Here is a 22398-nt window from a genome sequence, read left to right on the forward strand (position 1 = left end):
GATAAAAATGGCCATTAATGCGATTACCATCGTGAACATTGTCCTCAACTCCTACCATGTGATAAATCCTTTCGAACCAGGTGGTGCATGTTGAATCATATGGGTCAGTGGAATCGCGTATGCAATGATGATCAACGCGGCGGCAATACCGATCCATATCCACCAGTTTTCAAGCCATTTCGGTGTATGGGACATATCGCTTTCCGCCAGCGGAAATTCCACCATCTGGTCAGGCGTTTCCGCTTTTGGCGAAACGAACATCGTCATGATGACGATATACATCAAAATCATGGCGGACAGGAACAAAATCGTCCCGCCAATTGCCATCGTCACATGATTCGAGATGATGCCGTCAAACCATTCCATTGCCGACGGGTGGCCGTTGTAACCGCTGTAAGCTGTGCGGCGCGGTGCCCCCATCAAGCCTAATACGTGCTGAGCGGTAGACATGAGCAGCATGCCAATCGACCACGTGATGATCTGGACAAAGCCGAGGCGTTGCATGCGCTTCGTGAAACGGCGCCCCGTCAAATATGGGATGAGCCAGAAGGTCAAGCCCATAAACGTCATCGCGACAGGCGTGCCGACGGTAATATGGAAATGCCCGACAATCCATAACGTGTTGTGGACAACTTCATTCAATTGAAAACTGGCGTTGATGATCCCGCCAGCACCACCAGGAATGAAGAATGCCATAGCGATGAAAATCGACGTGAAACGGATGTCTCTCCACGGCAATTTCTTGAACCAGCCGAATAAACCCGTGCCGCCTTTTTTACGCCCTGAAATTTCAAAAGTCGCAAACATCGAGAATGCCGTCATGAGCGACGGCACGATGACCATGAACGTCAAGACGACCTGCAGGAACTTCCAGAAGTTCGAGATGCCCGGCTCCGTCAATTGGTGGTGGAAGCCAACCGGAATCGAGAACAGGATGAACAAGACGAACGCGAGGCGCGCCAAGGAATCACTGAATACTTTCACGCCAAGCAATTTCGGCACGATCGTGTACCAGGCGATATACGCCGGAAGCAGCCAGAAATAGACAAGCGGATGGCCAAAATACCAGAACAGCGAACGGCTCAATTCCACATTGATCGTATCCGTCCAGCCGAATGCCCATGGAATGTATTGAAACAATACGGTCGCTACCACTCCGAGACAGGCGATGATCCACAAAATGATGGTGGTAACCGTCATAAAGGCAAACAAGGGGCTCAATTGTCCTTTATGGTTGCGGCGCCACACCATATAATGGCCGACCAAAGCAAAACTCGAAATCCAGGTACCGACAATAACCAGCGCCAAGCCCACGTAATAAAACCCGTTTGCTTTCAGCGGGGCATAAAATGTGTAAAGAACAGAAGCTTCTCCGGCGATGATCAGCACTGTAGCCATAATCGTCCCGAGAAGGGTCACCCATAAACCGATCCACGAAAACAAGCGAACTTTCGGTCCGAAGCTGCCGAGGCTTTTGCTCATACCGGTAATAAAGAAGGCGAAAATGAAAAAGGTCGTATAAATAAGTGCAAGCAAGACACCGTGCGCGGTAAGAATTTGGTAATAATCTAGCCAAGCCGGGAGCTGAAGAGCGTCGTTGCGGATAAACACCTGCAAGACGCCCATGAGCGTGCCGATCAAAAATGCAGTATAAGCGACACCTAAGTGCCATAAAGCGATTTTACGTTCTGGTTGGGCAATCATATCAGTACACCTCAATTTCCGTAGACATCATATGGTGTCCGGTGCCACAGTATTCATTGCACAGAATCAAATACTTGCCCGGTTCTTCAAATGTGTAGGACTTGGTCGTGATCCGTCCTGGAACGACCATCATATTGACTTTCGTGTTGTCGATCGTAAAGCTGTGCACGACATCTGTGCTGGTGACTTTGAAAATGATTTCTTTGCCAGCCGGCACCCGTAAGTCTGGCGCGTTGTAGCCAAAAGCCAGTGCAACGATTGCCACTTGGTAAGTGTCTTCGTCCAATTGCGTCACGCCTGGGTTATCGAATGGGGCGGTTTCGTTCACTTTCTCCGGGTCGATGGTGTCCATCCCCCCAGACGGCGTGTGATTTTGTGAAAACGCGCTGACGCCGACGACGCTCAAAAAGACGATAAGTGAGACGATGCCGAAACTGAGCCAAATTTTCTCGTATTTATGGAAATGCATGATGAATCTCTCCTTTTTATCTCGCTACGTACATCAAATAGACGGCAACCCACATGGCAACGATGATGATGCCAACGAAGAATACACTGACGAGTGTTCCCCTCAAATTCATATCATGATCCGATTGTTTCTTATCCATTGCTTCCACCTCATCACTTGTTTACTGTTTCCTTTAGCATAGGACCTAAGTTTCGGTTTGGCTGTGACATAAATCACACCTGAGAACTTTTATTTTTGGTTGTTCATATTTTTGCCAAAATAAAGAAAGCCTGCGGGTCGGCAGGCTTTTGGAAGTTGCTATTTGTTGGAATGAATAGCGGAGATAGCTGGGGTTAGTGTGTGGCATTGTTTCCCTGTTCTATTGATGCTTCATGTTGGGAGTCGCCGCCGGGCTTTGGGTTGGCCTCTCACTGTAAGCCAAGAAGAACGCTTGTCTTACTGTGTCGGCTCACCCCTCTGCGCTCGGCGGCTGAGAGATTTCGTTGAGTCGGGTGTGTTTGATCAGATCTGCTTCGATATGCAATTGCCGGCTAGCAGGGGAATCGCTTCCTGGATTAGACGTGTTTGAGGATAACGAGGGTTTGCGAGTGACATTGTTTCCCTGTTCTGTTGAAGCTTCATATTAGGAGTCGCCGCCGGGCTTTGGGTTGGCCTCTCACTGTAAGCCAAGAAGAACGCTTGTCTTACTGTGTCGGCTCACCCCTTTACGCTCGGCGGCTGAGAGATTTCGTTGAGTCGGGTGTGTTTAACCAAATCTGCGTCTTTATTCAGTTGCCGGCTAGCGGGGGAATCGCTTCCTGGGTAAAGTATCTGGCACACATGGGCTTACTTCTAAGAATTAACTACCATATTTCCTGCGATCAAAATGACTTAAACTATAAAACATGACGCATTTTCACATCTAATAATGAGTGGATTGAAGAAATTATCTTTCAATCTAATCATAAAGACGGAGTGGAAGGGGACGACGCCTGAGGGAGCGCCGGCTGGCGAGCCAAATGAGCGGCGATCTTTGCAGCTCATTGTCTCAACAACACCCGCCCCTCGGCAACCGTGCCCCTGCAACGAAGTCGAAAAGCAGAAGCTTTTCTTTTCAAAGTTCTTTTGTTTCAGTTTCATAACTCCTTTCCAACCTATTTCTACAGCACACTCTTAAGGAGTTAAACATGAAATTACCAGAGCACATAAAAAGCCTGCCGTAGGGGCAGACTTTGCAATTAGTCGATTTTGCAGAGGTAGATTGGGCATTCTTCGCAATTGATATCGAATTTCAGTTTAGGAATATTGTATAAAATGATTTTGCCATCCTTCATGCCAACGGTTCCTTGTTTGCGCAGGTCACTGAGCATCCGATTGACCATTTCGCGGCTCATGCCACAGAAGTTTGCCAACTCCTGGTTCGTCAGCGAAATGTCGATCAACAAGCCTCCGTCCGCTTCCAGACCGTAGCTGTTGCCGAGGCGAATCAAGGTCGAATACAAAGCTCCTTTTTTGCCATGAAGCATCAAATCGCGAAAGCGCGTCTGGGTTTTCTGCTGATCAATGCCCATCCATTTCAGAAACGCCATCGCAAGCGCAGGGTCTTTTTCAAGTGATTGCTCCAGTTCTTCTACCGGTATTTTTAAACAGACGGTTTTTGTCAGCGCACGGGCGTCCAGCAAATATGTTGCCCCTTCTGCGAACACGGTAATCTCGCCGACCATCTGCCCAGTGCCACAAATTTTCAACGCCAGTTCCCGGCCGTCCGGAGTGACTTTTCCGATCTGTACTTTTCCGGAACGGAGAATATAGAGACCTTTGACCGCCTCCCCTTCTCGGAAAAGATAATCGCCTTTTTGATATTCTTTAACTACATGGTTGACCGTCAACAACTTCTCGAGCTCTGGCGTTAAATGATCAGTCCCTGATTCCAAAGGGTTCTCCCTCCTATTCTGTGTGACTATTTCTTCAAGCGTACCATATTCTTCGCAGCAGTTGGATGCGTTTTCACAATTCAGCCAATGCTTATGGGAAATTTTCTAAAAAAAGAAGGAAGTTCATTGAACCATAGCGAAAGATAGCAGTATAGAAGGAGGAATGAACAATGACTTTGAAATATTCTCGAATTATGGTAGCAGTGGATGGTTCTAAAGAAGCCGAATGGGCTTTTAAGAAAGCGACAGCGGCAGCTTCTAGAAACAATGCTGAGCTATACCTCGTGCATGTTATCGATAATCGCTCATTCGGCTCCATTGAAGCATACGACCGTACAATTGCAGACCGCACGTTGAAAAGCGGGGAAGAATTGCTGGCCCATTACAAAGAACAAGCGGCATCACACGGTGCCACCAATGTCCATACCATGATTGAGTATGGTTCACCAAAAACGCTCATCCCGAAAAAGCTAGCGAATGAACTGAAAGTGGATGTCATCGTTTGTGGCGCTACAGGCTTAAATGCTGCGGAACGCCTGATCATGGGGAGTGTTTCCGAGCGCATCGTCCGCACCGCTAAATGCGACGTGCTTGTCGTCCGCAGAAACCAAGAAGACATCGACGCAGACGAATAACAGGATTTTTTAATATGAAAAGCCTTTCCCGGTTGAAGCGGGAAAGGCTTTTCTTCGTCTTATTCGGTTTCGCGGGTTTGTTGGAATGCCAACGTATCCCAGAACGAGGTATCTTGTGTATCAATCGAACCATCCGCAATGGCACGCACGGTCGATTCCAATGTCGTAATAGTTTGCTTGATCAAATAACCGTTGCTCTTTTGCCCAAGAACATAAGGTTCGTATTCGTGGTCGGACATTCCACGCATTTCGAACAATAATGTCGAAATGCCGTATTCGACTGCAATGCCGTTGCGGCTAATCGTTTCAGCGTCGCCCCCACGGTATTTGCCGAGATGGCCCCATCCAGTGGAATCGACCGCATCAAACACGACAGCCCCGAGTTTTTTCGATCCTTCGACGACTTCAGGGTCAGCGTTTGGCGTGGTCGGATAAAGAATCGAACCGGAAACCAATTCGCCGTCGCGTTCACTGCTAGCGCCTTGATGATGTAAATCGATCATGTAATCGATGTCGTATTTACTCATGACATTTTCATGCAAGGCTTTTGTTTCGGGTTGTATTTTGTCGATATGGTCGCGGTTCAAGTCTACCCCGACTGCGTTGTAACGGGTCAAATTGCGGTCACCTGACGCTACGTAATCGTCCAATGAGAAATCGACGTCTCCCATGGCCCCGTCTGCATTAAGCATTGGCACGACTAGGATGTTGACGTTATCTGTGACGCCTTTCATTTTGCCGGTGCCAAGATGCTTGATAAATTCAAGTGCCCCTTCTGTTGTCAGCTGTTCGTTGCCGTGTTGCTGCGTCAGAAATAGGATGGTCGGATTTTCCGGGTTGCTCAAGTATTTTGCTACGTACAAATCGCGCCCTTTGACGCTCTGCCCAATGACTTCAAGTTCCATTTGTGGCTGCTTGGCATCCTGCTTTTTCAAAAAGTCTGCCATTTCCGAGTAGGTCGTCAAAATGGATGTGTTGATTGTTTCATTGCCACCATATCCAGGCCCGTTGCCGACTGCTTCGACGACTGTAGAGTTCAGCGGAACTGCGCTTAATGCAAGAGCCCCTGCCAACGATAATGTAATTGCCCCTTTTTTCAATGATTTCATCGATTTACCACTCCTTTTTGTATACTGCCATTCCACCCTTTCCCTTTTTCCAGCGTCTTTTCCTGCAATATTTTTGAAAACGCTTCCTTCGTAATACGAAATAAGAGCTTGAAACCGTCCTCAGCACTATCGAAATATTCGAAAACATGAATTATTCTGCAAAAACATTACTTTCTACTTATGAATAATTACATTTCCTCCTCTTATGTGTCGCGTATGACAGCTTATACCTAGATTTGATAAGAAACTGTAATAATAAATAGGTTTATGCGGTGGTACAATGGGTCTGCCGGAATTTTTGACGGCTTTTTTTCATGGCTTTAGCCATGATTCATTACTTCAGAAAAGAATTCTTATATAGAGAAAAAGAAAAATTAAGGGAACACGAAAGGAGCACAACACATTGAACACATGGTCCAAATGGTTCGTCGCAGCACTATCCGCTGTTTTGGCGCTATCAATTTTCTTGCCAACAGCTAGTGCTGATAAATTGTCCGACCTCGAAAAAGAAAAACAACAGGTCGAGCAAGAAAAGAACAACTTGAATTCCGAAATCCAGTCAAAAAATAATGCCATTGCCGAAAATCAAACAAAGCTTGAAAAAATCATGAACAAAATCCAGGAATTGAACGGTGAGATTGAAGAAACACAAGGCAAAATTGACGCTGTTCAAGCACAAATCGATCAAACGAAAGTCGAAATCGATGAATTGAAAGAATCGATTGAAGAACTCGAACGCAAAATCGCAGAACGCGAAGAGCTTTTAAAAGAACGGGCACGCGCCATCCAACTAAGCGGCGGCTCCGTTGACTATATCGACGTCTTGCTTGGGGCAAACAGCTTTGTCGACTTTATCGACCGCGCTTCAGCCGTCAATACATTGATCGAGGCAGACCGTGACATCATGAGTGAACAAGCAGCAGATAAAGAGCTTTTGGCTGAACAAAAAGCCGAAGTTGAAGAAAAACTCGCGAAGCAAGAAAGCCAAAAAGCAGAACTTGTGGACTTGAAAGATTCATTGGATGCACAAAAGAAAAAGCAAGACGATTTACAGGATGATTTAAAAGCAGAGCAAAAACGTTTAGCTAAGGAAAAATCAAAACTTGAAGAAGAGCACGCAGAAGCGATGAACATCAGTTCTTCACTTGAAAAGAAAATTGGCAAAGAACAAGCCCGTTTAGCGGAAATCGCGCGTAAAGCGGAAGAAAAACGCAAAGCGGAAGAAGCAGCAGCACGTAAAGCGGCAGCTGAAAAAGCCGCACAATCCAACGCTTCTGCAGCAACGGTTACACAAGCGGCAGCGCCAACATCAAGCGCAGGATTTATCCGCCCGGCAGCTGGGCGCCATACTTCTGGATTCGGCGGCCGTGATATCGGCGCAGGAGCTGAAACACACCTTGGCTTCGATATCGCTAACGTCCCTGGAACACCAATCCACGCTTCAGCGAGCGGTTATGTTTCTTACGCCGGCGCTATGGGCGGATACGGCAATGTCATCATCATCACTCATGTGATTAATGGCCAAAACTATGCCACCGCTTATGCTCATTTGAATTCCATCAATGTCTCTGTCGGCCAAGCGGTCTCTCAAGGACAAAACATCGGCGGCATGGGCAACACTGGGCGTTCTACTGGCCCTCACTTACACTTTGAAATCCACATCGGCAGCTGGAACGGCGCTCGCTCGAATGCAGTCAACCCAGCAGCATATATTGGCGGATAATTGAAATCCATTATAAACACAAGGCAGTATCCGAAAACTTCGGGTACTGCCTTTTTTTGTCTTTATTGGTTTCAGCTAAAAAGTTAAATTTTCCCTTTTATGTGTTAGACTGAAGAAAACAAAAGATGGGAAGGCTCACTCCTGGGCTTTGTTTCCTTGATTTCTCTTTTGATCGTAGCCACTAGTTTTTGAGTAATCGAATGCAAGTTTCCGGCACATAATTTTTCGTACGAACTCATGGTCACGGATCAGCCAATGTTATCCCTTGTTTTACTGATGGTTTCACCGTTTGTGTTGGAGATTTGATTTATTTGAGCAAAAGATTTAACCAATTTCTGAAAAGAGGTGCAGGAATGGAATCTGATTCAGTGAAAAAAGAGAAAAAGATCAACAGCCCCTACTTTCCTTTGAGTATTGGTGCTATTGGAATGTTGCTGCTGACTTTTGGCATTTTTGAATTGTTTCTCGACGATATTGATATGAATCTCACACCCGCCCAGTTTCTTCTGCCATCTTTGGGCCTAATCATCTTGGTGCACTATATCTATTACTTAGAAAGAAAAGCGGGTATCAGCAATAAGCTGATCTGGATCCGGGCATTGGCGATCATACTAGTTCTAGCGGTCGCGGTATACATCGCTTATTGAGCGGGTGTATGCTCGTAAATTAGGCGTGCTTCCATGAACCGGCCATTACTGTCCATTTATTGCTGCTGCCCTGTTAGGAATTTTGCTTTCAGGCACCGCAAACTATGCGCAAGTTAACGTTTGAAGAGTCCGCATGAGTTTGCCATCGCAACCTTGATCACAAAACACTCATTAAAAAAGATTGCCTCCTGTTGTGGAAATATCAGGAGGCAATCTTTTTATTTCGAACCGTACAGCTGCTCGAGTTCTTCTTCTTTCATCGTAAAGCGGTGCTGTTCTTTCGGGAACGCGCCACTTTTCACTTCTTCGACGTATTGGCTGAGCCCTTGTTGCATGGTCTCGCCTGCTTCTGCGTAGGACTGGACGAATTTCGGCAAATGGTGCGAGCCGTATTTGACGGTGTCGTGGTAAACGAGTACTTGCCCGTCGGTTTCGCTGCCGGCACCGATGCCGATGACCGGGATCGTCAGTTCTTGTGTCACTTGTTCGGCCAATTGATGCGGGATGCATTCAAGCACGAGCATGCAGGCGCCTGCCGCTTCGCACGCTTTGGCGTCTTCGATCAATTGCTTGGCGGCGCTTGCAGTTTTGCCTTGCACTTTATAACCGCCGAGGACAGCGGCAGATTGTGGCAATAAGCCGAGATGGGCGACGATCGGGATGCCCACCCCAACGAGCTTACGCGTTACTTCGAGCACTTCTCCTGCGCCTTCGAGCTTCAAAGCTTGTGCATTTGTTTCCTGGAAAATTCGCATGGCGTTTTCAAGTGTACGGTCCCAGCTTCCGTGGAACGAACCAAACGGCATATCGACGACGAGGAATGTATCTGTCGCTCCTCTTCGTGCTGCTTTTCCGTGATGGACCATGTCTTCGACGGTCACTTTGACGGTCGAATCGTAGCCGAGTACGACCATGCCGAGCGAGTCGCCGACCAGCAGCACGTCCACGCCTGCTGCTTGGGCAATTTTAGCGGACGGGTAATCGTAAGCCGTCAGCATCGCGATTTTATTCCCTTGTTTTTTCATTTTGATTAATGAAGCTGTATTTTCCATTGTTTTCTCCTTCCGGGAAGGAAACCTTTGAAAAAAGCCCGCCGCGATAGGGCGGACGGGCAGAATTGGATTGTGTCGGTTTCTCCGTCCCTGTCATGTTCAGATCAAGGCAGATCTATTGAGTTGTCACGCTTTTTGTATGGGTGCAGTTCCTTGCAGATACCGCCCTATTTTTACTATAGCAGATGCAAAGACTAGCTGAAAGTCAGTCATCTTTTGTCATCACTTGGAATGTGGCTTGGTCGGTTTGGAACTCACCGACTTTCACGAACCCCAATTTTTCGTACAAACGGATCGCGCGTGCATTAAACTGCGCGACAGTAAGGCGCAAGTCTTGTCCGGGATGGCATTTATTTATTTCAGTGAGCAGAAAATCCAGAAACGCAGCTCCCCGGCCCGCTCCGACCTTGTCCGGCTTCATGCCGAGCCCAATATCGACGGGGCCCACCGGATAAGCATTCACTGTATGGCCAGCTGGCACTTGCGCCCCCTTGCCCGTGCAATAAAAACCGAATAATTCATCACTTTCCGTTACCATAAAGTAGCTGCCATTCATCAGTTCGTTCAAACTTTCCGCTGTCGCTTGTCCATTATAGAAATCGTATGGCTGCGGATAGCGCCAAGCGAGAATCTCCCGCGCACCCGCTTCTGTCATCGTCTGTTTTTTAAAGTTCACCGTGCGTCCCCGCTTTGGCCAGGACGACGATTTTCGGGTTTTTTCAGCCAGTGGCGCAAGCCTTTGCCGGCATAAGGTTCATCGTTAAAGCGTGGGATGACGTGAAGATGGCTATGGCCGATCGATTGGTTCGACGCTTCACCAACATTCCAGCCAAGCGTATAGCCGCCTGGGGCTAATTGGTCGAGCAATGGTTTAGCAAGTTCCAGCAGTTCTTGTGTTTCTTGCCATTCTGTTTGCGTCAGTTCGAACGGAGACGAGCGATGCTGTTTTGGGACAATGACCCCAGACCCTTCAAGCACATCTTGCGCTTTTTCATACTGCAAAAACCAGCAAGTTTCCGTTTCGAACACGATGCGCTGATCCGCGTCATAAACCGGGTGGCAAAACGGGCAGTCCGGCCGCACTTGAATCACGGCGCCGCAATGGGAATGAGCATTGAATTCGCAAGTTGCGATAGTGGATAAGGCCGTTTCGAGCTCGTCAAACACGAGATACGCTTCATCCCCGTCCCAGACGTTTTCGTATTCATTCTGGCAAGCTAGCCGGTCATCTGCCGTGCGAAAAGCGATGTCGCCGATCCATAGCGTGCCGCCCGGTGCCAGCCTTTTCAGCAATTGCTTGAGAAACTTCCATTTTTCAGCGTCTTCCAAATGATGAAGCGCGTAGGTAGTGACGATGCAATCAAAATAAAGCCCGTCAAAAGCAGGCGGCAAACCGTTCGCCATATCCCATTCCACCAGCTGCGCTTCTGGCATTTTCTTCTCGGCACGATCGATCATTTCAGAAGAAAAGTCGATGCCATAAATGTGATGTCCTTTTTCATATAAAGCAGACGCCAATGCGCCGGTCCCAAAACCGATGTCTAAAACCATGGCTTGTTGTTTGTGGTCAATAGCTTCAAATATCGCTGTTAGCACATCACCATAGCCGGCAAACGGATACGTCCCTTGACGTTCGCTATTCCGAACTGTCTCGTCGTATTCCGCTGCCCATTCGTTGAATCCTTGTTTTCCTAACATCTTGCCGCTTCCCTTCTAGTCCGCATTTCTTTCTTGCTGCTGTCTCCATTCAGGGGCCAATAGTGAAAAAACCAATGCGTCGTGCGATTCACCCCGTTGATACAAATAACCTCGAAGCCGTCCTTCTTCTTTAAAGCCGAGTTTTTTTAACAGCCGGTTTGAACCAGTATTGGCCGGATAAGTCGTGGCACCTACACGATACAAGCCCAGCTCCTCGAAACAATATGTGAGTACCGCAGAAAGCGCTTCTTCCATCAGCCCTTTGCGCCAATAATCCGGATGCAGCTCGTACCCGACTTCGGTCTTTTTCGAACGCAGCTGAAGCTGGTTCAAGCCAATCGTCCCGATCAACGCTTCTTCCCCGCGCAAACGGATGCCCCAGCGCATGCCGCGCATGAATTCGAATACGACGCGAAAAGCGCGGATCATTTCGAGCGCTTCTTCTTTTTCCAATAACCGGTCCATGCCGTAATAATACGTAACGTCTTCACGCTGCAACAGCGCGAAAAAGCGGTCAGTGTCTTGCTCTGTAATTTCCGTCAGCAATAACCGCTCTGTCTCAAGTATAGGAAATTGCATGCCATCGCTCCTTTTGTACCCGGTAAACGAGTACGGTTTGTCCATTTCGTAAAATCGGTTCGCCGCATGCCATGCCGAGTGATTCGGCTACTCTTCTGGAAGCTTGGTTTGCCGGTTGAATAAGGGAAATAAGCGCCTGTTGCCCGTGCTTCGCAAATCCTCGTCCACATAGCAGCCTGGCCGCTTCACTAGCATAGCCAAAGCCCCAAAATTCCGGGGCGAGCCAGTAGCCGACTTCGAGTTCGTTTTGGCCACCTACGACTTGCGGCACCAATCCGGCATGACCAATTCGCTTGCCGTCTTCTTTTCGAATCAACAACAATAAGCCGTATTCAGGATGATCCTGGTACATGCGGTAGACCCAATAGAGAAACTCCAATGCCTGCTGGCGGCTTTTCACTTGGCTGTTCCCGATATGCCTCATGACTTCCTGCTGTTTCACTAAAGAATAGAGAAATTCAAAATCCTCATCCCGGTAACGGCGCAACAGCAAGCGCTCGCTCTCCAGTTCCATCTCCACTTGCCCCTCTCTGCCGTTTCACGTGAAACATTTTTCTGATAACTTTCATTAGCGAAGCCGATTGCTGTCCAGTTTTTCAATCGTTTGATAGTCCTTAGACTTCCGGAGTTCGAGACCGTTGCGCTCAGCAAATTGCGATAAATCCCCAAACAATCCGTCGCCGAATAAAGCGAAGCGCAAATCGATGCCCTTTTTCACACGGACTACTGCCACTTTAGAAGCCCAAGAACTGCGCTTAAACTCAATTCGATGAATCTCCTCTCTATATACTGTCTTGTAGTAAAGCGGCGCGCTCCATAATTCGACTCGGTAAACGATATTGCTGCCCCGGACCTTGACGCGTACTTGGATAAATAACGCCAGAACAATGAGGGCCGAGACGAATAGTTGGATATACAATGCGAAGCCATTAGGAAACGAGTTCAAGAGCAGCGGCGGTAAATTGATCGCCATTAACCCGATGATAAGCAGCCAGCGCTGTACTTTTCCTTGGTGGACCATAGCGCTCTCCCCCTTCTTCCAAGCTTCCTTCAATCCAATCCATCAAAAAGAACATCCATGAAGTTGGGTAAAAAAATATATCCACTTATGAAAACGATGATGAGCGCAATCGGGAATTGCATTAACGTGAATTTATAATCGTTCGGGTTATCGGAATGCTTTTTTCCATATAAGCGGTATAGGTGTCTTGGAGCAATCCCATAACTACGAGTGCCATGAACGGAACGAACGGCCCGTGTTCATAAAACCAAAAAAAGACGATGAGAAAAATTGCTGCACCGCCCCAGCGGAAATAAGCATCTCCTTTTTGATGTTGGCTGTTCACGTAATTCGATGACGGGGCAAAAAACTTTTTACGCCGGACACCCAAAATTTTTCTCAGGACCCAATTCACCAAAAATAGGATCAACCCGACAACCACGATAAAACCAAGAATTCCCCACATCTCACCTGTTTGCGTCCCATAATAATCTGGTCCATACATTTGGTTCACGCCATCCATGTCTATCCCTCACTTTGCTCAAATCAATTTGAAAATATCGATGATAATTCGTCCATAAATAGATTGAAGATGTCAGGCGTAAATGTCATAGCGCAAGTAAGGAAAATAACGATCGAAACGGGATATTCCAATAAAGTAAATTTATAATCATTTGGATTTTTAGCGTGTTTTTTCTCCAGAAAGGCTTTGAACAACTCTTGGGGCGCGCTCAGTAAAAATGTAAAAAGCACAAAATAAATAGAGCCTTGTTCAAAACCAAAAACGAGTAGAAAGACGATGTATAGCGCTACACTTCCATATCGGAAATAACGTTCCACTTTTTCATGGAACTCATTGACGAAATATCCGTCAGACGAAAACCATTTCTTTCGCTCCACGCCTAGAATTTTTCGCAATATCCAGTTGATACAGAAAATAGCAAGCCATGAGACAACAAAAAATGCCGGCAAGCCCAGCATCCACTCAAACGGCGACGTGAAATAAGCCGTTTCCTCCATGCCACATTCCCCTATCCGTCGGCTAAGCCAAAGCTCAACTCAGTTGTTTAATAAACACGTCAATCATTTCTGGAAAAAAAGCCCCTGCACAGCTGATCATGATGACCATCGAAGCGGGATAATGCAATAGCGTATATTTATAAGCATTGGGGTTATTGGCATGCTTTTTTTCCATATAAGCATTAAATAGCTCTTGAATCCCACCGATCAAGATCGTCAATACCATGAAGTACAACGCCCCTTCTTGAAAACCAAAAACGGCGAGCGTGGTGAGATAGAGGGCAAGGTTTCCCCACCTAAAGTAATTGTTTACTTTTTCGTGGAAGCTGTTGACGAAATTTGAAGAAGGTGAAAACCATTTTTTACGTTCAACTCCCAAAATCTTTCTTAATAGCCAGCCAAATCCTGCGATGGCCAAAACCGCCGCGCCAATAAAACCGGCTATCTCCCATATCCAATTATAATCTGTTTCGTAATAACTAATCCCACCCATTTTATCCATCCCCTACTTACTATGTCCTTCACGCCCAGCTTTCTTCTATATTAACTATCGTATCACGAGGTTTTGGGAAATTATAGAATATTTTAAAGTTTTCTGATAACCGACGATTTCTTTCTCTTTTTTTCACCTTTTGCGCTTTATTCTCCTGCTGAGTTCGCGTCTTTGACAAAACAAAGGACATAGGCTATCGTAATTAAGTCAAATCCGACTAAGTTTATATGTTTTTTTAAAAATAAAAGAAAATAAAGGAGGCGCTTATGAAAGCTCTTTGGAAATCTTACGCAAATGTATCGCTTATTTTGAAAATCACCGTAGCGCTTATCCTCGGTGTGATCGTCGGCTTAATCTTCGGGCCAGACACGGCTGTCTTGGCTCCGCTCGGCGATCTGCTCTTGCGGCTCTTGACCTTCCTGATTGTGCCGCTGATCTTTTTCACCTTGATCGTTGGGATCAATCAATCGAAAATCGGAGATCTTGGCCGAATGGGCGGGAAAGTCTTCCTGTTCTATGTATTGAGTTCGGCATTCGCCATTGTGGTCGGCTTAACAGTCGCAAGCATTTTCCAGCCGGGTTCGGGCATGCAGCTCGATGGTTCGGAAACTTTTGATGTACCGGACAATCCTGGATTTACGAGTGTTCTATTAAACATTGTGCCGTCTAATATCATTTCGGCATTTAGTGACATGAACTTGCTCGGGATCATCTTTACAGCGTTTGCGTTTGGTATCGCCATCTCTTACATGAGAAGTTCTGAAGAATTCGGCGAACTTGGCAAGCATTTAATGAAAACGATCACCGCGTTGAACGAAGCGACCTTGATCATCTTGAAAGTCATCTTGCAATACGTACCGATCGGGATTTTTGCCATCATGGCAAAAACAGTAGGTGCACAAGGGCTAGATACGCTCGGATCACTGCTCGGCATGGTCGCTGTCTTGTACATCGCCATTGCCGTACAAATTGCGCTTTATATCGTTGCGATGCTGGTGTTCAAAGTTAGCCCACTGGCTTTCTTCAAGCAAGCACGCACGCCGATGCTGACGGCTTTTGTCACACAAAGCAGCTCCGGCACCTTGCCGTTGACACTTGATGCCGCGCGCGGCCTCGACATTTCGAAAAGTCTATACGGCTTCAGCTTGCCGCTCGGCGCGACGATTAATATGGACGGAGCGGCTATCCGCATCGCTGTTTCAGCCATATTTGCTGCCAATATCATCGGCGACCCGCTCAGCTTGTCTGAAATGTTCCTGGTCGTCTTGATCGGGACGCTGGCTACCATCGGAACTGCGGGCATTCCAGGCGCTGGCATCGTCATGATCGCCACCGTCTTTGTCCAGCTCGGGTTGCCGATGGAAGCCGTTGCGCTCCTGACAGCCATCGATGCACTTGTCGGCATGGGCGCTACCATGCTCAATGTGACAGGCGATTTAGCGGGCTCGAAATTGATCGACCAAAGCGAGAAAAGACGCGGCGCAGCCAAGGCTTAGCACGACTCGCTGCGGACAAAGCACAGGGCTCTGTGATACAGTGGGAGTATCTCGTATCCCACTGAAAAAGGAGACATGCAGTTATGTATATCGTGACCAATCGCATCAAAATGAAACCGGGCTTTGCTGAGAAAATGGCACCTAACTTCACTCGCCCAGGCGCATTGCAGGAAATGGAAGGCTTTCATAAAGTCGAAGTGACCGTTACGCAAGACTTGGAAGAATACGATGAACTGAACGTCAATATGTACTGGGAAACCTTAGAGAATTACGAAGCCTGGAAATCCAGCGATGTTTTCAAGCAAGCCCATAAACGTCCGGAACCGGCTGAGGGCGAAGAGAAAAAAGAATCGCCGATGCTCGGCAGCCAGCTCGTCATCACGAAAGTCGCTTCGGTTATTGAAGCTGCTAAATAAGTTAAGCAAAGCTAACCCACTAAAACAGCCGGCAAATGCCGGCTGTTTTTATTTTGTCATTTTCCGCTAATAGTGTTCTAGGACACATGTTTTTCTGTTTCTATTGGCTACTCGGAATCTAGTTTCTCCCGACAGCTCTTGAGCATTTATAGGACAATTATATTTCTTTTTCCTTTTTTCACCTTTCAAAAAGGACTTTTGATATACTATTAATTATTGTAAAATTACCTATTTTGAAAGGGAACCATATGAAATCATTATCGCTTAGGAATTACTGGGGTCTGATATTTGCCATTTTCATTTTGTTGTTCGCCGCCGTTCTCAGCATTCTCGTCTCGGAAATCAGCACAAACCGATTGGAAGAAGAACGTGGAAATTCATTATCAAGTATCGCCTTTCAAATGAAGGACCGTTTAGATCAGTATATGTGGGGCCGTTATAGTGAAATCAAGACTTTTGGGGAAATCGAGGAGCTTGAACTCGCAGCCACCGAGGAACAAAAGCGTGCGAAGCTTGATATGCTGCAAGAACAAATACCGGCATTTTCGTGGATTGGCATGACCGATTCATCGGGCTTCGTTACTGCCTCTACTGATGAGTTATTAGAAGGCATGGACCTTTCCGACCGGCCTATTTATACGCAGGCCCGCAAAACCGATTTTGTCGGCGATGTCCACGAAGCGCTGCTTTTAGCAGAGCTTTTGCCAAATCCAAGTGGGCGTGAGCTCGAGTTTGTCGATATTAGTGTGCCCATCATCCATTCTGACGGCTCATTCGCTGGAGTAGTCGCTGCTCATTTGAGTTGGGAATGGGCAGAGGAAGTCATGCAGTATGTATTACGCCCAATGAATCGCCAAGAAAATGAGTTAGAGGTCTTCGTCTTGAGTCCGGGTACCCAGCGCGTCATCCTCGGTCCGGAAGAATTTCTTGGCAAGCCGCTTCCGATTGAGTCCGCCTCTTTGTCGAGTGGAAAAACCGGTTGGGTATTAGAGGAATGGCCGAACGGTGAATCCTATCTTACGGGGTTTGCCGGCGGCCGGACCAATTGGGATTATCCAGAGCTGCGATGGACAGTTCTGGTACGCCAGCCGGAAGAAGCCGCTTTTGCCGCTGCCCGCGATTTAAGCCGCATCATCATGTGGAGCGGCCTGGCAAGCGCTATTCTTTTTGCCTTGGCTGGCTGGTTCGTTGCTGGTAGAATTTCTCGACCGCTGAAGGAAATCTCCCGAAAAGCGAAAGCCTTCCGCAAAGGCGAGCAATTGGAGTTGCCGAAAAACACGGGCGTGCGCGAAATCGAGGATCTGTCCTACTCACTGGAAAGCTTGATCAAGACACTCGGCACTGCCGAATCCGATTTAGTGCGTATGCAAGATTTGGCACAGCGTGATCCACTGACCGGTTTGCCAAATCGTATCGCACTTGAAGAAGCCGCTGATCGAATGATGAAACGAGCGCGCACCGATAAAGAACCATTAGCCTTTTTCTATTTGGATTTGGACGGCTTCAAAAAAGCCAACGATACCTTAGGGCATTTAGCGGGCGACCACGTACTCCAGAAAGTGGCCGAACGCTTGATGGCCGAACTGCCTGAAGGCGCATTTATCGCCCGCATTGGCGGAGATGAATTTGTCTTATTGTTCCCTTGTGATGGGCTTGGCGAATTGCCGACTAAACAACTAGCACAGCGTTTGATCGACCGGCTGAGCAAGCCGATCACCGTTGATGCTGGCCAAGTGCAACTCGGCTGCAGCATCGGCATTGCCATTTACCCGGACAATGCCGAAAATCTTTATACCCTATTGTCTTACGCTGATGCAGCGCTTTATGTCTCGAAGGAAAACGGCAGAAGCCAGACAACGTTTTACAGAGACATTGTTTCGGAATAAGCCTCTAGTTACTTAACCAATACCCATATGAATTCAGAAGGGGCTGTCTCATAAGTCCCTAAAATAAAACAGACGGAGAAAAAATTCTTTTTCTCTGTCTGTTTTTGATTTATCGGTGAGGCACCTGAGAGTAGCCGGCTGATGGGAATGGAGACGGCGACTCCAGCGGGAATAGTGACTGAGCTAAGCGAAGGAGCGACGCGAGCCGAAGACCCTGGACTGAGCGAAGCGAGGGAAGCGGCTAAGGCCGTGCCCGCGGAAAGCGTCCGTCGAAATGGACATCAGCCATTTCTTTAGAAGACGAAAAGGGACTGCCCCTAAAAGTCACTTTTCATGACCTTTTGGGACAGCCCCTTTTAAGAGTATTGAAGAAGTCTATAGTTCGGTATCTAATACGAAAGAAGCTACTTTTTTTCACATTCAACAATCAATGGTCTCTCTAAGTATTTGGAGAAGCGTTCGATCGTAAAACCTTCTGCTCAATAATGCTACGCATTACTTCGCAAAGATAAGTTCTCACGTAGTTCGACCTTATCTTTCCTGTGGGACCAGCGGGTTTGAGAGACCCCGCAAGAAGCGTAGCGAATGAGGAGGCTCGATTCCCGCCCCACGGAAAGCGAGCGATAAGCTTCGGAAAATACGACTTTATCACTTTCTCGACAAGCTGAAGAGCGCTGCCTCTTGAGGCAGCGCTTTTTCGAATGCCATATATTGGACGGCACGCCCGGGCTCTGCTACGGTTAATGAATGGCAAAAGCCAAAGATACATTATTTACAGCACTGTTATTGTGCTTCAGAAGGAGTCTTTCATTTGAGTAACAACAAACCTAAATTATGGACGCGGGACTTTATTGGCGTTTCCGTCGTCCATTTTCTGCTACTGCTCGTTTTTTATTTATTGATTGTGACGATCGCTTTATACGCTGTCGAAGAGTACGGTGCTTCGACTAGTGAAGCCGGCCTCGTCACCGGTATTTTCATCTTAGGGGCGCTGACCGGGCGCTTAGTTATTGGACGCACTCTCGATATAATCGGGCGCAAACGCGCGTTGGTGCTCGGGTCTGCTTTATTTGTCGGCATGACTGCGCTATACTTCTTGCCGCTTGGGTTGCCTTTTTTGATGCTGAATCGCTTTTTGCACGGCGTGACGCTTGGAGTCGCGAGCACTGCCGCCGGAACGATCGCTGCGCAAGTCATTCCCCATACGCGTAAAGGCGAAGGCATTGGCTATTTCAGCATGAGTGCGACGCTCGGGGCTGCTTTTGGGCCATTCATCGGCTTGTTGATGAGCCAATGGACTGGCTATAATACCATTTTCGCGGCTTGTGTCGCGATTGCTGTCTCTGCACTGGCGCTTAGTACGTTTGTGAAAGTACCGGTGCTGGAAAAACCGCCGGCTGAAGAAACGAAATCCGGTTTCCAGCTTTCCAATTATTTAGAAGCGAATGCGGTGCCGATTGCCATTGTCATGTTCTTGATCGCGCTAAGCTATTCGAGCGTTTTATCCTTCATCAATTTTTACGCCAATGATAAAGGCCTAGTTGAAGCAGCGAGCTTCTTCTTCCTGGTCTATGCTGTTGTCATTTTGCTGACACGCCCATTCACGGGACGCATCATGGATTTATATGGTGCCAATTACATCATGTATCCGGCACTCGTATCACTTGCAGGCGGCTTATTGCTGCTAAGCATTGCTGACTCGAGCATGGGTCTGTTGTTTGCGGGTGCTTTGATTGGGCTTGGATTTGGTAATATGCAATCGACGACACAAGCGGTCGCGATTAAATTAACCCCTCCCCACCGGATGGGACTTGCAACTTCGACCTTCTTTGTCGCAATGGACGGTGGGCTCGGCATGGGACCGTATATTCTCGGCTTTATCATTCCCTTTACCGGCTACAGTGCGCTTTACGGCTTACTAGGCATTGCTGTATTTGCGTTGATTGTGCCATATTATTTCCTCCACGGAAAAAAAGAGCGCCAGTCCGCTTCAGTGCATTAAATTGATACACGATAAAAAAACGTAAAAGAACGGCCGACAAATCATGTCGGCCGTTCTTTATGTTCGCTTATTCTTCCTCTTCTGCTGCGTCCGCTTCCGCTTTTGTTTCATGCACGGTGCTGTGCGGATGTTCTGGCGGCGCGTAGATGGAATAGATCTTTAACGGCTTATCGCCTGTGTTGGTGACATTATGCCATTTGCCTGCGGGGATGAGGATGGCGTAATCGTCTTCTGCTTTTTCTTCAAAACTTAGATTGTCTTCGCTATCGCCCATCTGCACGAGTCCTTGCCCTTCTTCGATGCGAAGGAATTGGTCGCCGTGTTCATGGACTTCCAGTCCGATGTCATCGCCTGCTGCGATGCTCATCAACGTAACCTGCAAGTTTTTACCGGTCCAAAGCGCGGTCCGGAACGTCTCGTTTTGTTTCGTTGCCTCTTCAATATTGACGACCAATGATTCAGCGCCATAGTCTTTCAATTCCATATGTGGTTCCTCCTCCGATTTGTTGTTCTGCTCTTCTCTACCCTGGAAAAAGCAGGTATAAACAAACCGCTCAGCGCATCGCTTGTTTTTTCAGCGCCTGGTTGCGGGAGTTGAACACATCATTATGAGAAGACACCATGGCAATATTGGCAGCATCCGGCTCGATGAACTTTTTCGCTTTATTGACGGCGTTGGCAGCATCGGTGAAGGTGCCGGCGATCAAATTGAGCTTGCCCTCATGCTGAAGAATGTCGCCTGCTGCAAACACTCCCGGTACGGAAGTCTCGCTTGCTGGCGTACCCAGTAGATAGAAGTCATCTTTTGTTTCCAAATCGAGCGGGCTGTTTTCAAGCAAGCTCGCATCACGCTCATAGCCGTGGTTGATGACAAGCTGGTCAACCGGCAGCATACACCGTTCACCCGTTACTTGGTTCATCACTTCCACCAGTTCGACGCGGTCGCCAGCATCCGATGCCACAAGCCGCGTAATAGCGGAATCCAGCAAGCATTCCGCACGGCTTTCCAGCAGTTGCCGTACTTGTGCTTCGTGCCCGGCCATTTCGGATTTGCGGTGGACGACATAGACTTTTTCAGCGATCGGTTCGAGCTCGTTGGCCCAATCGACTGCCGAATTGCCGCCACCTGAAATGAGCACCGTACAGCCGCGAAAACGCTCGAGTGTTTTCACAGTGTAATTGAGGTTGGCTACTTCAAAACGCTCAGCCCCTTCGATTTGCAGCTTTTGCGGTTTCAAGATGCCGCCACCGACTGCAACGATGATTGATTTGGAATAATGGATTTCACCCGACGCCCCTGACAGCACAAACAAGCCATCTTCATTCTTCGCCATGCTTTCCACTTTCTCATCCAAGCACACCGTCGGATCGAAGGTGAGCCCTTGCTCGACCAATTGCGTGATCAGCTGTTCGCAGCGAATTGGCGTCTGTCCCCCGACGTCCCAAATCATTTTTTCCGGATAGACATGAAGTTTGCCGCCAAGGCGCGGTTGAAACTCGATAATTTTCGTTTTCATGCCCCGAAGCCCGCTGTAAAAAGCTGAATACAAGCCGGCGGGACCTCCCCCGATGATGGTAACGTCAAAGATATCGTGATTGGCCATTTTTTACATCCCCGTTCTATAATAAATTCCGATTGACAACGATTCTCAATAACTTTATAGTATACATTGTAATGAAAGTGAGAATCATTATCAACATATATCCTGTTTTTATTTATTTGCTTCACGATTACGGTTTAATGATAAGGAGGGCTGTCGATGGGACGCCTTTATACAGAAAACCTGGAAGTCAGCTATGGCGAAAGGAAAATCGTCAAAGGTTTGTCCCTGTCGATTCCAGATAAAAAGATTACGGCGATTATCGGGCCGAACGGATGTGGAAAATCCACTTTCCTAAAAGCGATGACTCGTGTCATTCCACACGAAGCAGGTTCGGTCATTCTCGATGGCCAGCAAATCGCTGAAGAAAAGACTAAGCAATTGGCAAAAAAACTGGCGATCTTGCCACAGTCGCCGGAAAACGCAGCTGGCTTGACCGTCGGAGAAATCGTTTCCTATGGCCGCTTCCCCTACCAAAAAGGGTTTGGGAAGCTAAGTAAACGGGACTACGAGATGATCGACTGGGCGCTGAATGTCACCGGCACGCAATTTTTCAAATACCATCCTGTCGATGCCTTATCGGGCGGCCAGCGCCAACGCGTCTGGATCGCCATGGCGCTTGCGCAGGAAACCGAAATGATTTTCCTCGATGAGCCGACAACTTATCTCGATATGGCGCACCAATTGGAGATCTTGGAGCTTCTCCGCGACCTTAACGCCGATGAAGAACGCACCATTGTCATGGTGCTCCACGATTTGAACCATGCCGCCCGCTTTGCTGACCATATCGTCGCAATGAAGGACGGTCAAATCATCAAAGCCGGGTCCCCCGAAGAAGTCATCGTTCCGGAAGTCCTTCGTGAAGTATTCCGCATCGACGCAGAAATCGGGCTTGACCCACGCACACAAAAACCGATATGCCTGACATACAATTTAATCAAAGGAGCTTAATCTG

23 protein-coding genes and 2 pseudogenes are annotated in these 22398 nt (G+C 47.7%); 8 read left to right on the top strand and 17 right to left on the bottom strand.

Annotation, left to right across the window (positions count from 1 at the left end):
• Window positions 1-51: 51 nt before the first annotated feature.
• The 4 genes from AY633_RS07675 to AY633_RS07690 form a co-directional block, all read right to left on the bottom strand.
• Window positions 52-1704, bottom strand: a complete 1653-nt coding sequence (locus AY633_RS07675; protein WP_068487734.1) for a b(o/a)3-type cytochrome-c oxidase subunit 1 — start codon at window positions 1702-1704, stop codon at window positions 52-54.
• A 1-nt stretch (window position 1705) separates the two neighbouring features.
• Window positions 1706-2173, bottom strand: a complete 468-nt coding sequence (locus AY633_RS07680) for a cytochrome c oxidase subunit II (protein WP_058382394.1) — start codon at window positions 2171-2173, stop codon at window positions 1706-1708.
• 16 nt (window positions 2174-2189) lie between these two features.
• Window positions 2190-2312, bottom strand: coding sequence for a cytochrome C oxidase subunit II (locus AY633_RS07685; protein WP_068487735.1), 123 nt, complete (start codon window positions 2310-2312; stop codon window positions 2190-2192).
• Between the two features lie 1078 nt (window positions 2313-3390).
• Window positions 3391-4086 carry a Crp/Fnr family transcriptional regulator gene (locus AY633_RS07690; RefSeq protein WP_068487736.1) on the bottom strand — a complete coding sequence of 232 codons (696 nt, stop codon included), beginning with the start codon at window positions 4084-4086 and terminating at the stop codon, window positions 3391-3393.
• A 170-nt stretch (window positions 4087-4256) separates the two neighbouring features.
• Here AY633_RS07690 and AY633_RS07695 point away from each other — a divergent pair, with 170 nt between their 5' ends.
• Window positions 4257-4721, top strand: a complete 465-nt coding sequence (locus AY633_RS07695) for a universal stress protein (protein WP_068487737.1) — start codon at window positions 4257-4259, stop codon at window positions 4719-4721.
• A gap of 59 nt (window positions 4722-4780) precedes the next feature.
• Here AY633_RS07695 and AY633_RS07700 read toward each other — a convergent pair whose 3' ends face one another.
• Entirely contained in the window at window positions 4781-5830 is a 1050-nt protein-coding gene (locus AY633_RS07700) for a M14 family zinc carboxypeptidase (protein WP_390176113.1), read from the bottom strand.
• Window positions 5831-6233: 403 nt separating this feature from the next.
• On the opposite strand from AY633_RS07700, the gene AY633_RS07705 reads away from it, so the two are divergent.
• Together AY633_RS07705 and AY633_RS07710 are read left to right on the top strand one after the other, a co-directional pair.
• Window positions 6234-7553, top strand: a complete 1320-nt coding sequence (locus tag AY633_RS07705; protein ID WP_068487738.1) for a murein hydrolase activator EnvC family protein — start codon at window positions 6234-6236, stop codon at window positions 7551-7553.
• A gap of 353 nt (window positions 7554-7906) precedes the next feature.
• Window positions 7907-8200 carry a hypothetical protein gene (locus AY633_RS07710; protein ID WP_068487739.1) on the top strand — a complete coding sequence of 98 codons (294 nt, stop codon included), beginning with the start codon at window positions 7907-7909 and terminating at the stop codon, window positions 8198-8200.
• Window positions 8201-8418: 218 nt separating this feature from the next.
• Here AY633_RS07710 and panB read toward each other — a convergent pair whose 3' ends face one another.
• From panB to AY633_RS07760, 10 genes and pseudogenes are all read right to left on the bottom strand, one after another.
• Window positions 8419-9252: a 3-methyl-2-oxobutanoate hydroxymethyltransferase gene (gene panB / locus AY633_RS07715; protein ID WP_068487740.1), complete on the bottom strand. Its 834-nt coding sequence runs from the start codon at window positions 9250-9252 to the stop codon at window positions 8419-8421.
• 205 nt (window positions 9253-9457) lie between these two features.
• Complete coding sequence (locus tag AY633_RS07720; RefSeq protein ID WP_260804537.1) at window positions 9458-9928, bottom strand: GNAT family N-acetyltransferase; 471 nt, start codon at window positions 9926-9928, stop codon at window positions 9458-9460.
• Window positions 9925-10341 (bottom strand): HIT family protein, encoded by a 417-nt coding sequence (locus AY633_RS16815; protein WP_068487906.1) that lies wholly within the window; start codon window positions 10339-10341, stop codon window positions 9925-9927. The genes AY633_RS07720 and AY633_RS16815 overlap by 4 nt, the downstream gene beginning before the upstream one ends.
• An 87-nt stretch (window positions 10342-10428) precedes the next feature.
• Window positions 10429-10950: pseudogene (locus AY633_RS16820) on the bottom strand (class I SAM-dependent methyltransferase); the annotation flags it as partial.
• Window positions 10951-10965: 15 nt separating this feature from the next.
• Window positions 10966-11529, bottom strand: a complete 564-nt coding sequence (locus tag AY633_RS07735) for a GNAT family N-acetyltransferase (RefSeq protein WP_068487741.1) — start codon at window positions 11527-11529, stop codon at window positions 10966-10968.
• On the bottom strand, window positions 11510-12043 hold the full coding sequence (locus tag AY633_RS07740; RefSeq protein ID WP_068487742.1) for a GNAT family N-acetyltransferase: 534 nt from the start codon (window positions 12041-12043) through the stop codon (window positions 11510-11512). The genes AY633_RS07735 and AY633_RS07740 overlap by 20 nt, the downstream gene beginning before the upstream one ends.
• Window positions 12044-12097: 54 nt before the next feature.
• Window positions 12098-12550 (bottom strand): hypothetical protein, encoded by a 453-nt coding sequence (locus AY633_RS07745; protein WP_068487743.1) that lies wholly within the window; start codon window positions 12548-12550, stop codon window positions 12098-12100.
• Between the two features lie 121 nt (window positions 12551-12671).
• The gene (locus AY633_RS07750; RefSeq protein WP_068487744.1) at window positions 12672-13052 is read right to left on the bottom strand and encodes a DUF4181 domain-containing protein; all 381 of its coding nucleotides are present in this window, start codon (window positions 13050-13052) and stop codon (window positions 12672-12674) included.
• A gap of 23 nt (window positions 13053-13075) precedes the next feature.
• Window positions 13076-13549 (bottom strand): DUF4181 domain-containing protein, encoded by a 474-nt coding sequence (locus tag AY633_RS07755; RefSeq protein WP_068487745.1) that lies wholly within the window; start codon window positions 13547-13549, stop codon window positions 13076-13078.
• Window positions 13550-13583: 34 nt separating this feature from the next.
• On the bottom strand, window positions 13584-14042 hold the full coding sequence (locus AY633_RS07760) for a DUF4181 domain-containing protein (protein ID WP_068487746.1): 459 nt from the start codon (window positions 14040-14042) through the stop codon (window positions 13584-13586).
• Between the two features lie 266 nt (window positions 14043-14308).
• Between AY633_RS07760 and AY633_RS07765 the strand changes: the two genes are divergently transcribed.
• The 4 genes from AY633_RS07765 (at window position 14309) to AY633_RS07780 (ending at window position 19842) form a co-directional block, all read left to right on the top strand.
• A complete protein-coding gene (locus tag AY633_RS07765) occupies window positions 14309-15538 on the top strand; it encodes a dicarboxylate/amino acid:cation symporter (RefSeq protein ID WP_068487747.1) in 1230 nt (409 codons plus the stop codon).
• Window positions 15539-15621: 83 nt separating this feature from the next.
• On the top strand, window positions 15622-15954 hold the full coding sequence (locus tag AY633_RS07770) for a heme oxygenase (protein WP_068487748.1): 333 nt from the start codon (window positions 15622-15624) through the stop codon (window positions 15952-15954).
• A gap of 248 nt (window positions 15955-16202) precedes the next feature.
• Entirely contained in the window at window positions 16203-17840 is a 1638-nt protein-coding gene (locus AY633_RS07775; protein ID WP_068487749.1) for a diguanylate cyclase domain-containing protein, read from the top strand.
• A gap of 811 nt (window positions 17841-18651) precedes the next feature.
• Window positions 18652-19842, top strand: coding sequence for an MFS transporter (locus tag AY633_RS07780; protein WP_068487750.1), 1191 nt, complete (start codon window positions 18652-18654; stop codon window positions 19840-19842).
• A gap of 67 nt (window positions 19843-19909) precedes the next feature.
• Here AY633_RS07780 and AY633_RS07785 read toward each other — a convergent pair.
• Window positions 19910-20320, bottom strand: a pseudogene (locus tag AY633_RS07785) (cupin domain-containing protein); the annotation flags it as partial.
• Between the two features lie 76 nt (window positions 20321-20396).
• Window positions 20397-21446, bottom strand: coding sequence for an NAD(P)/FAD-dependent oxidoreductase (locus AY633_RS07790; RefSeq protein WP_068487752.1), 1050 nt, complete (start codon window positions 21444-21446; stop codon window positions 20397-20399).
• A gap of 156 nt (window positions 21447-21602) precedes the next feature.
• On the opposite strand from AY633_RS07790, the gene AY633_RS07795 reads away from it, so the two are divergent.
• The gene (locus AY633_RS07795; protein ID WP_068487753.1) at window positions 21603-22394 is read left to right on the top strand and encodes an ABC transporter ATP-binding protein; all 792 of its coding nucleotides are present in this window, start codon (window positions 21603-21605) and stop codon (window positions 22392-22394) included.
• The last annotated feature ends 4 nt before the right edge of the window (window positions 22395-22398 follow it).

This window comes from Planococcus maritimus (assembly GCF_001592825.1).
GTDB classification, from domain to species: domain Bacteria; phylum Bacillota; class Bacilli; order Bacillales_A; family Planococcaceae; genus Planococcus; species Planococcus maritimus_C.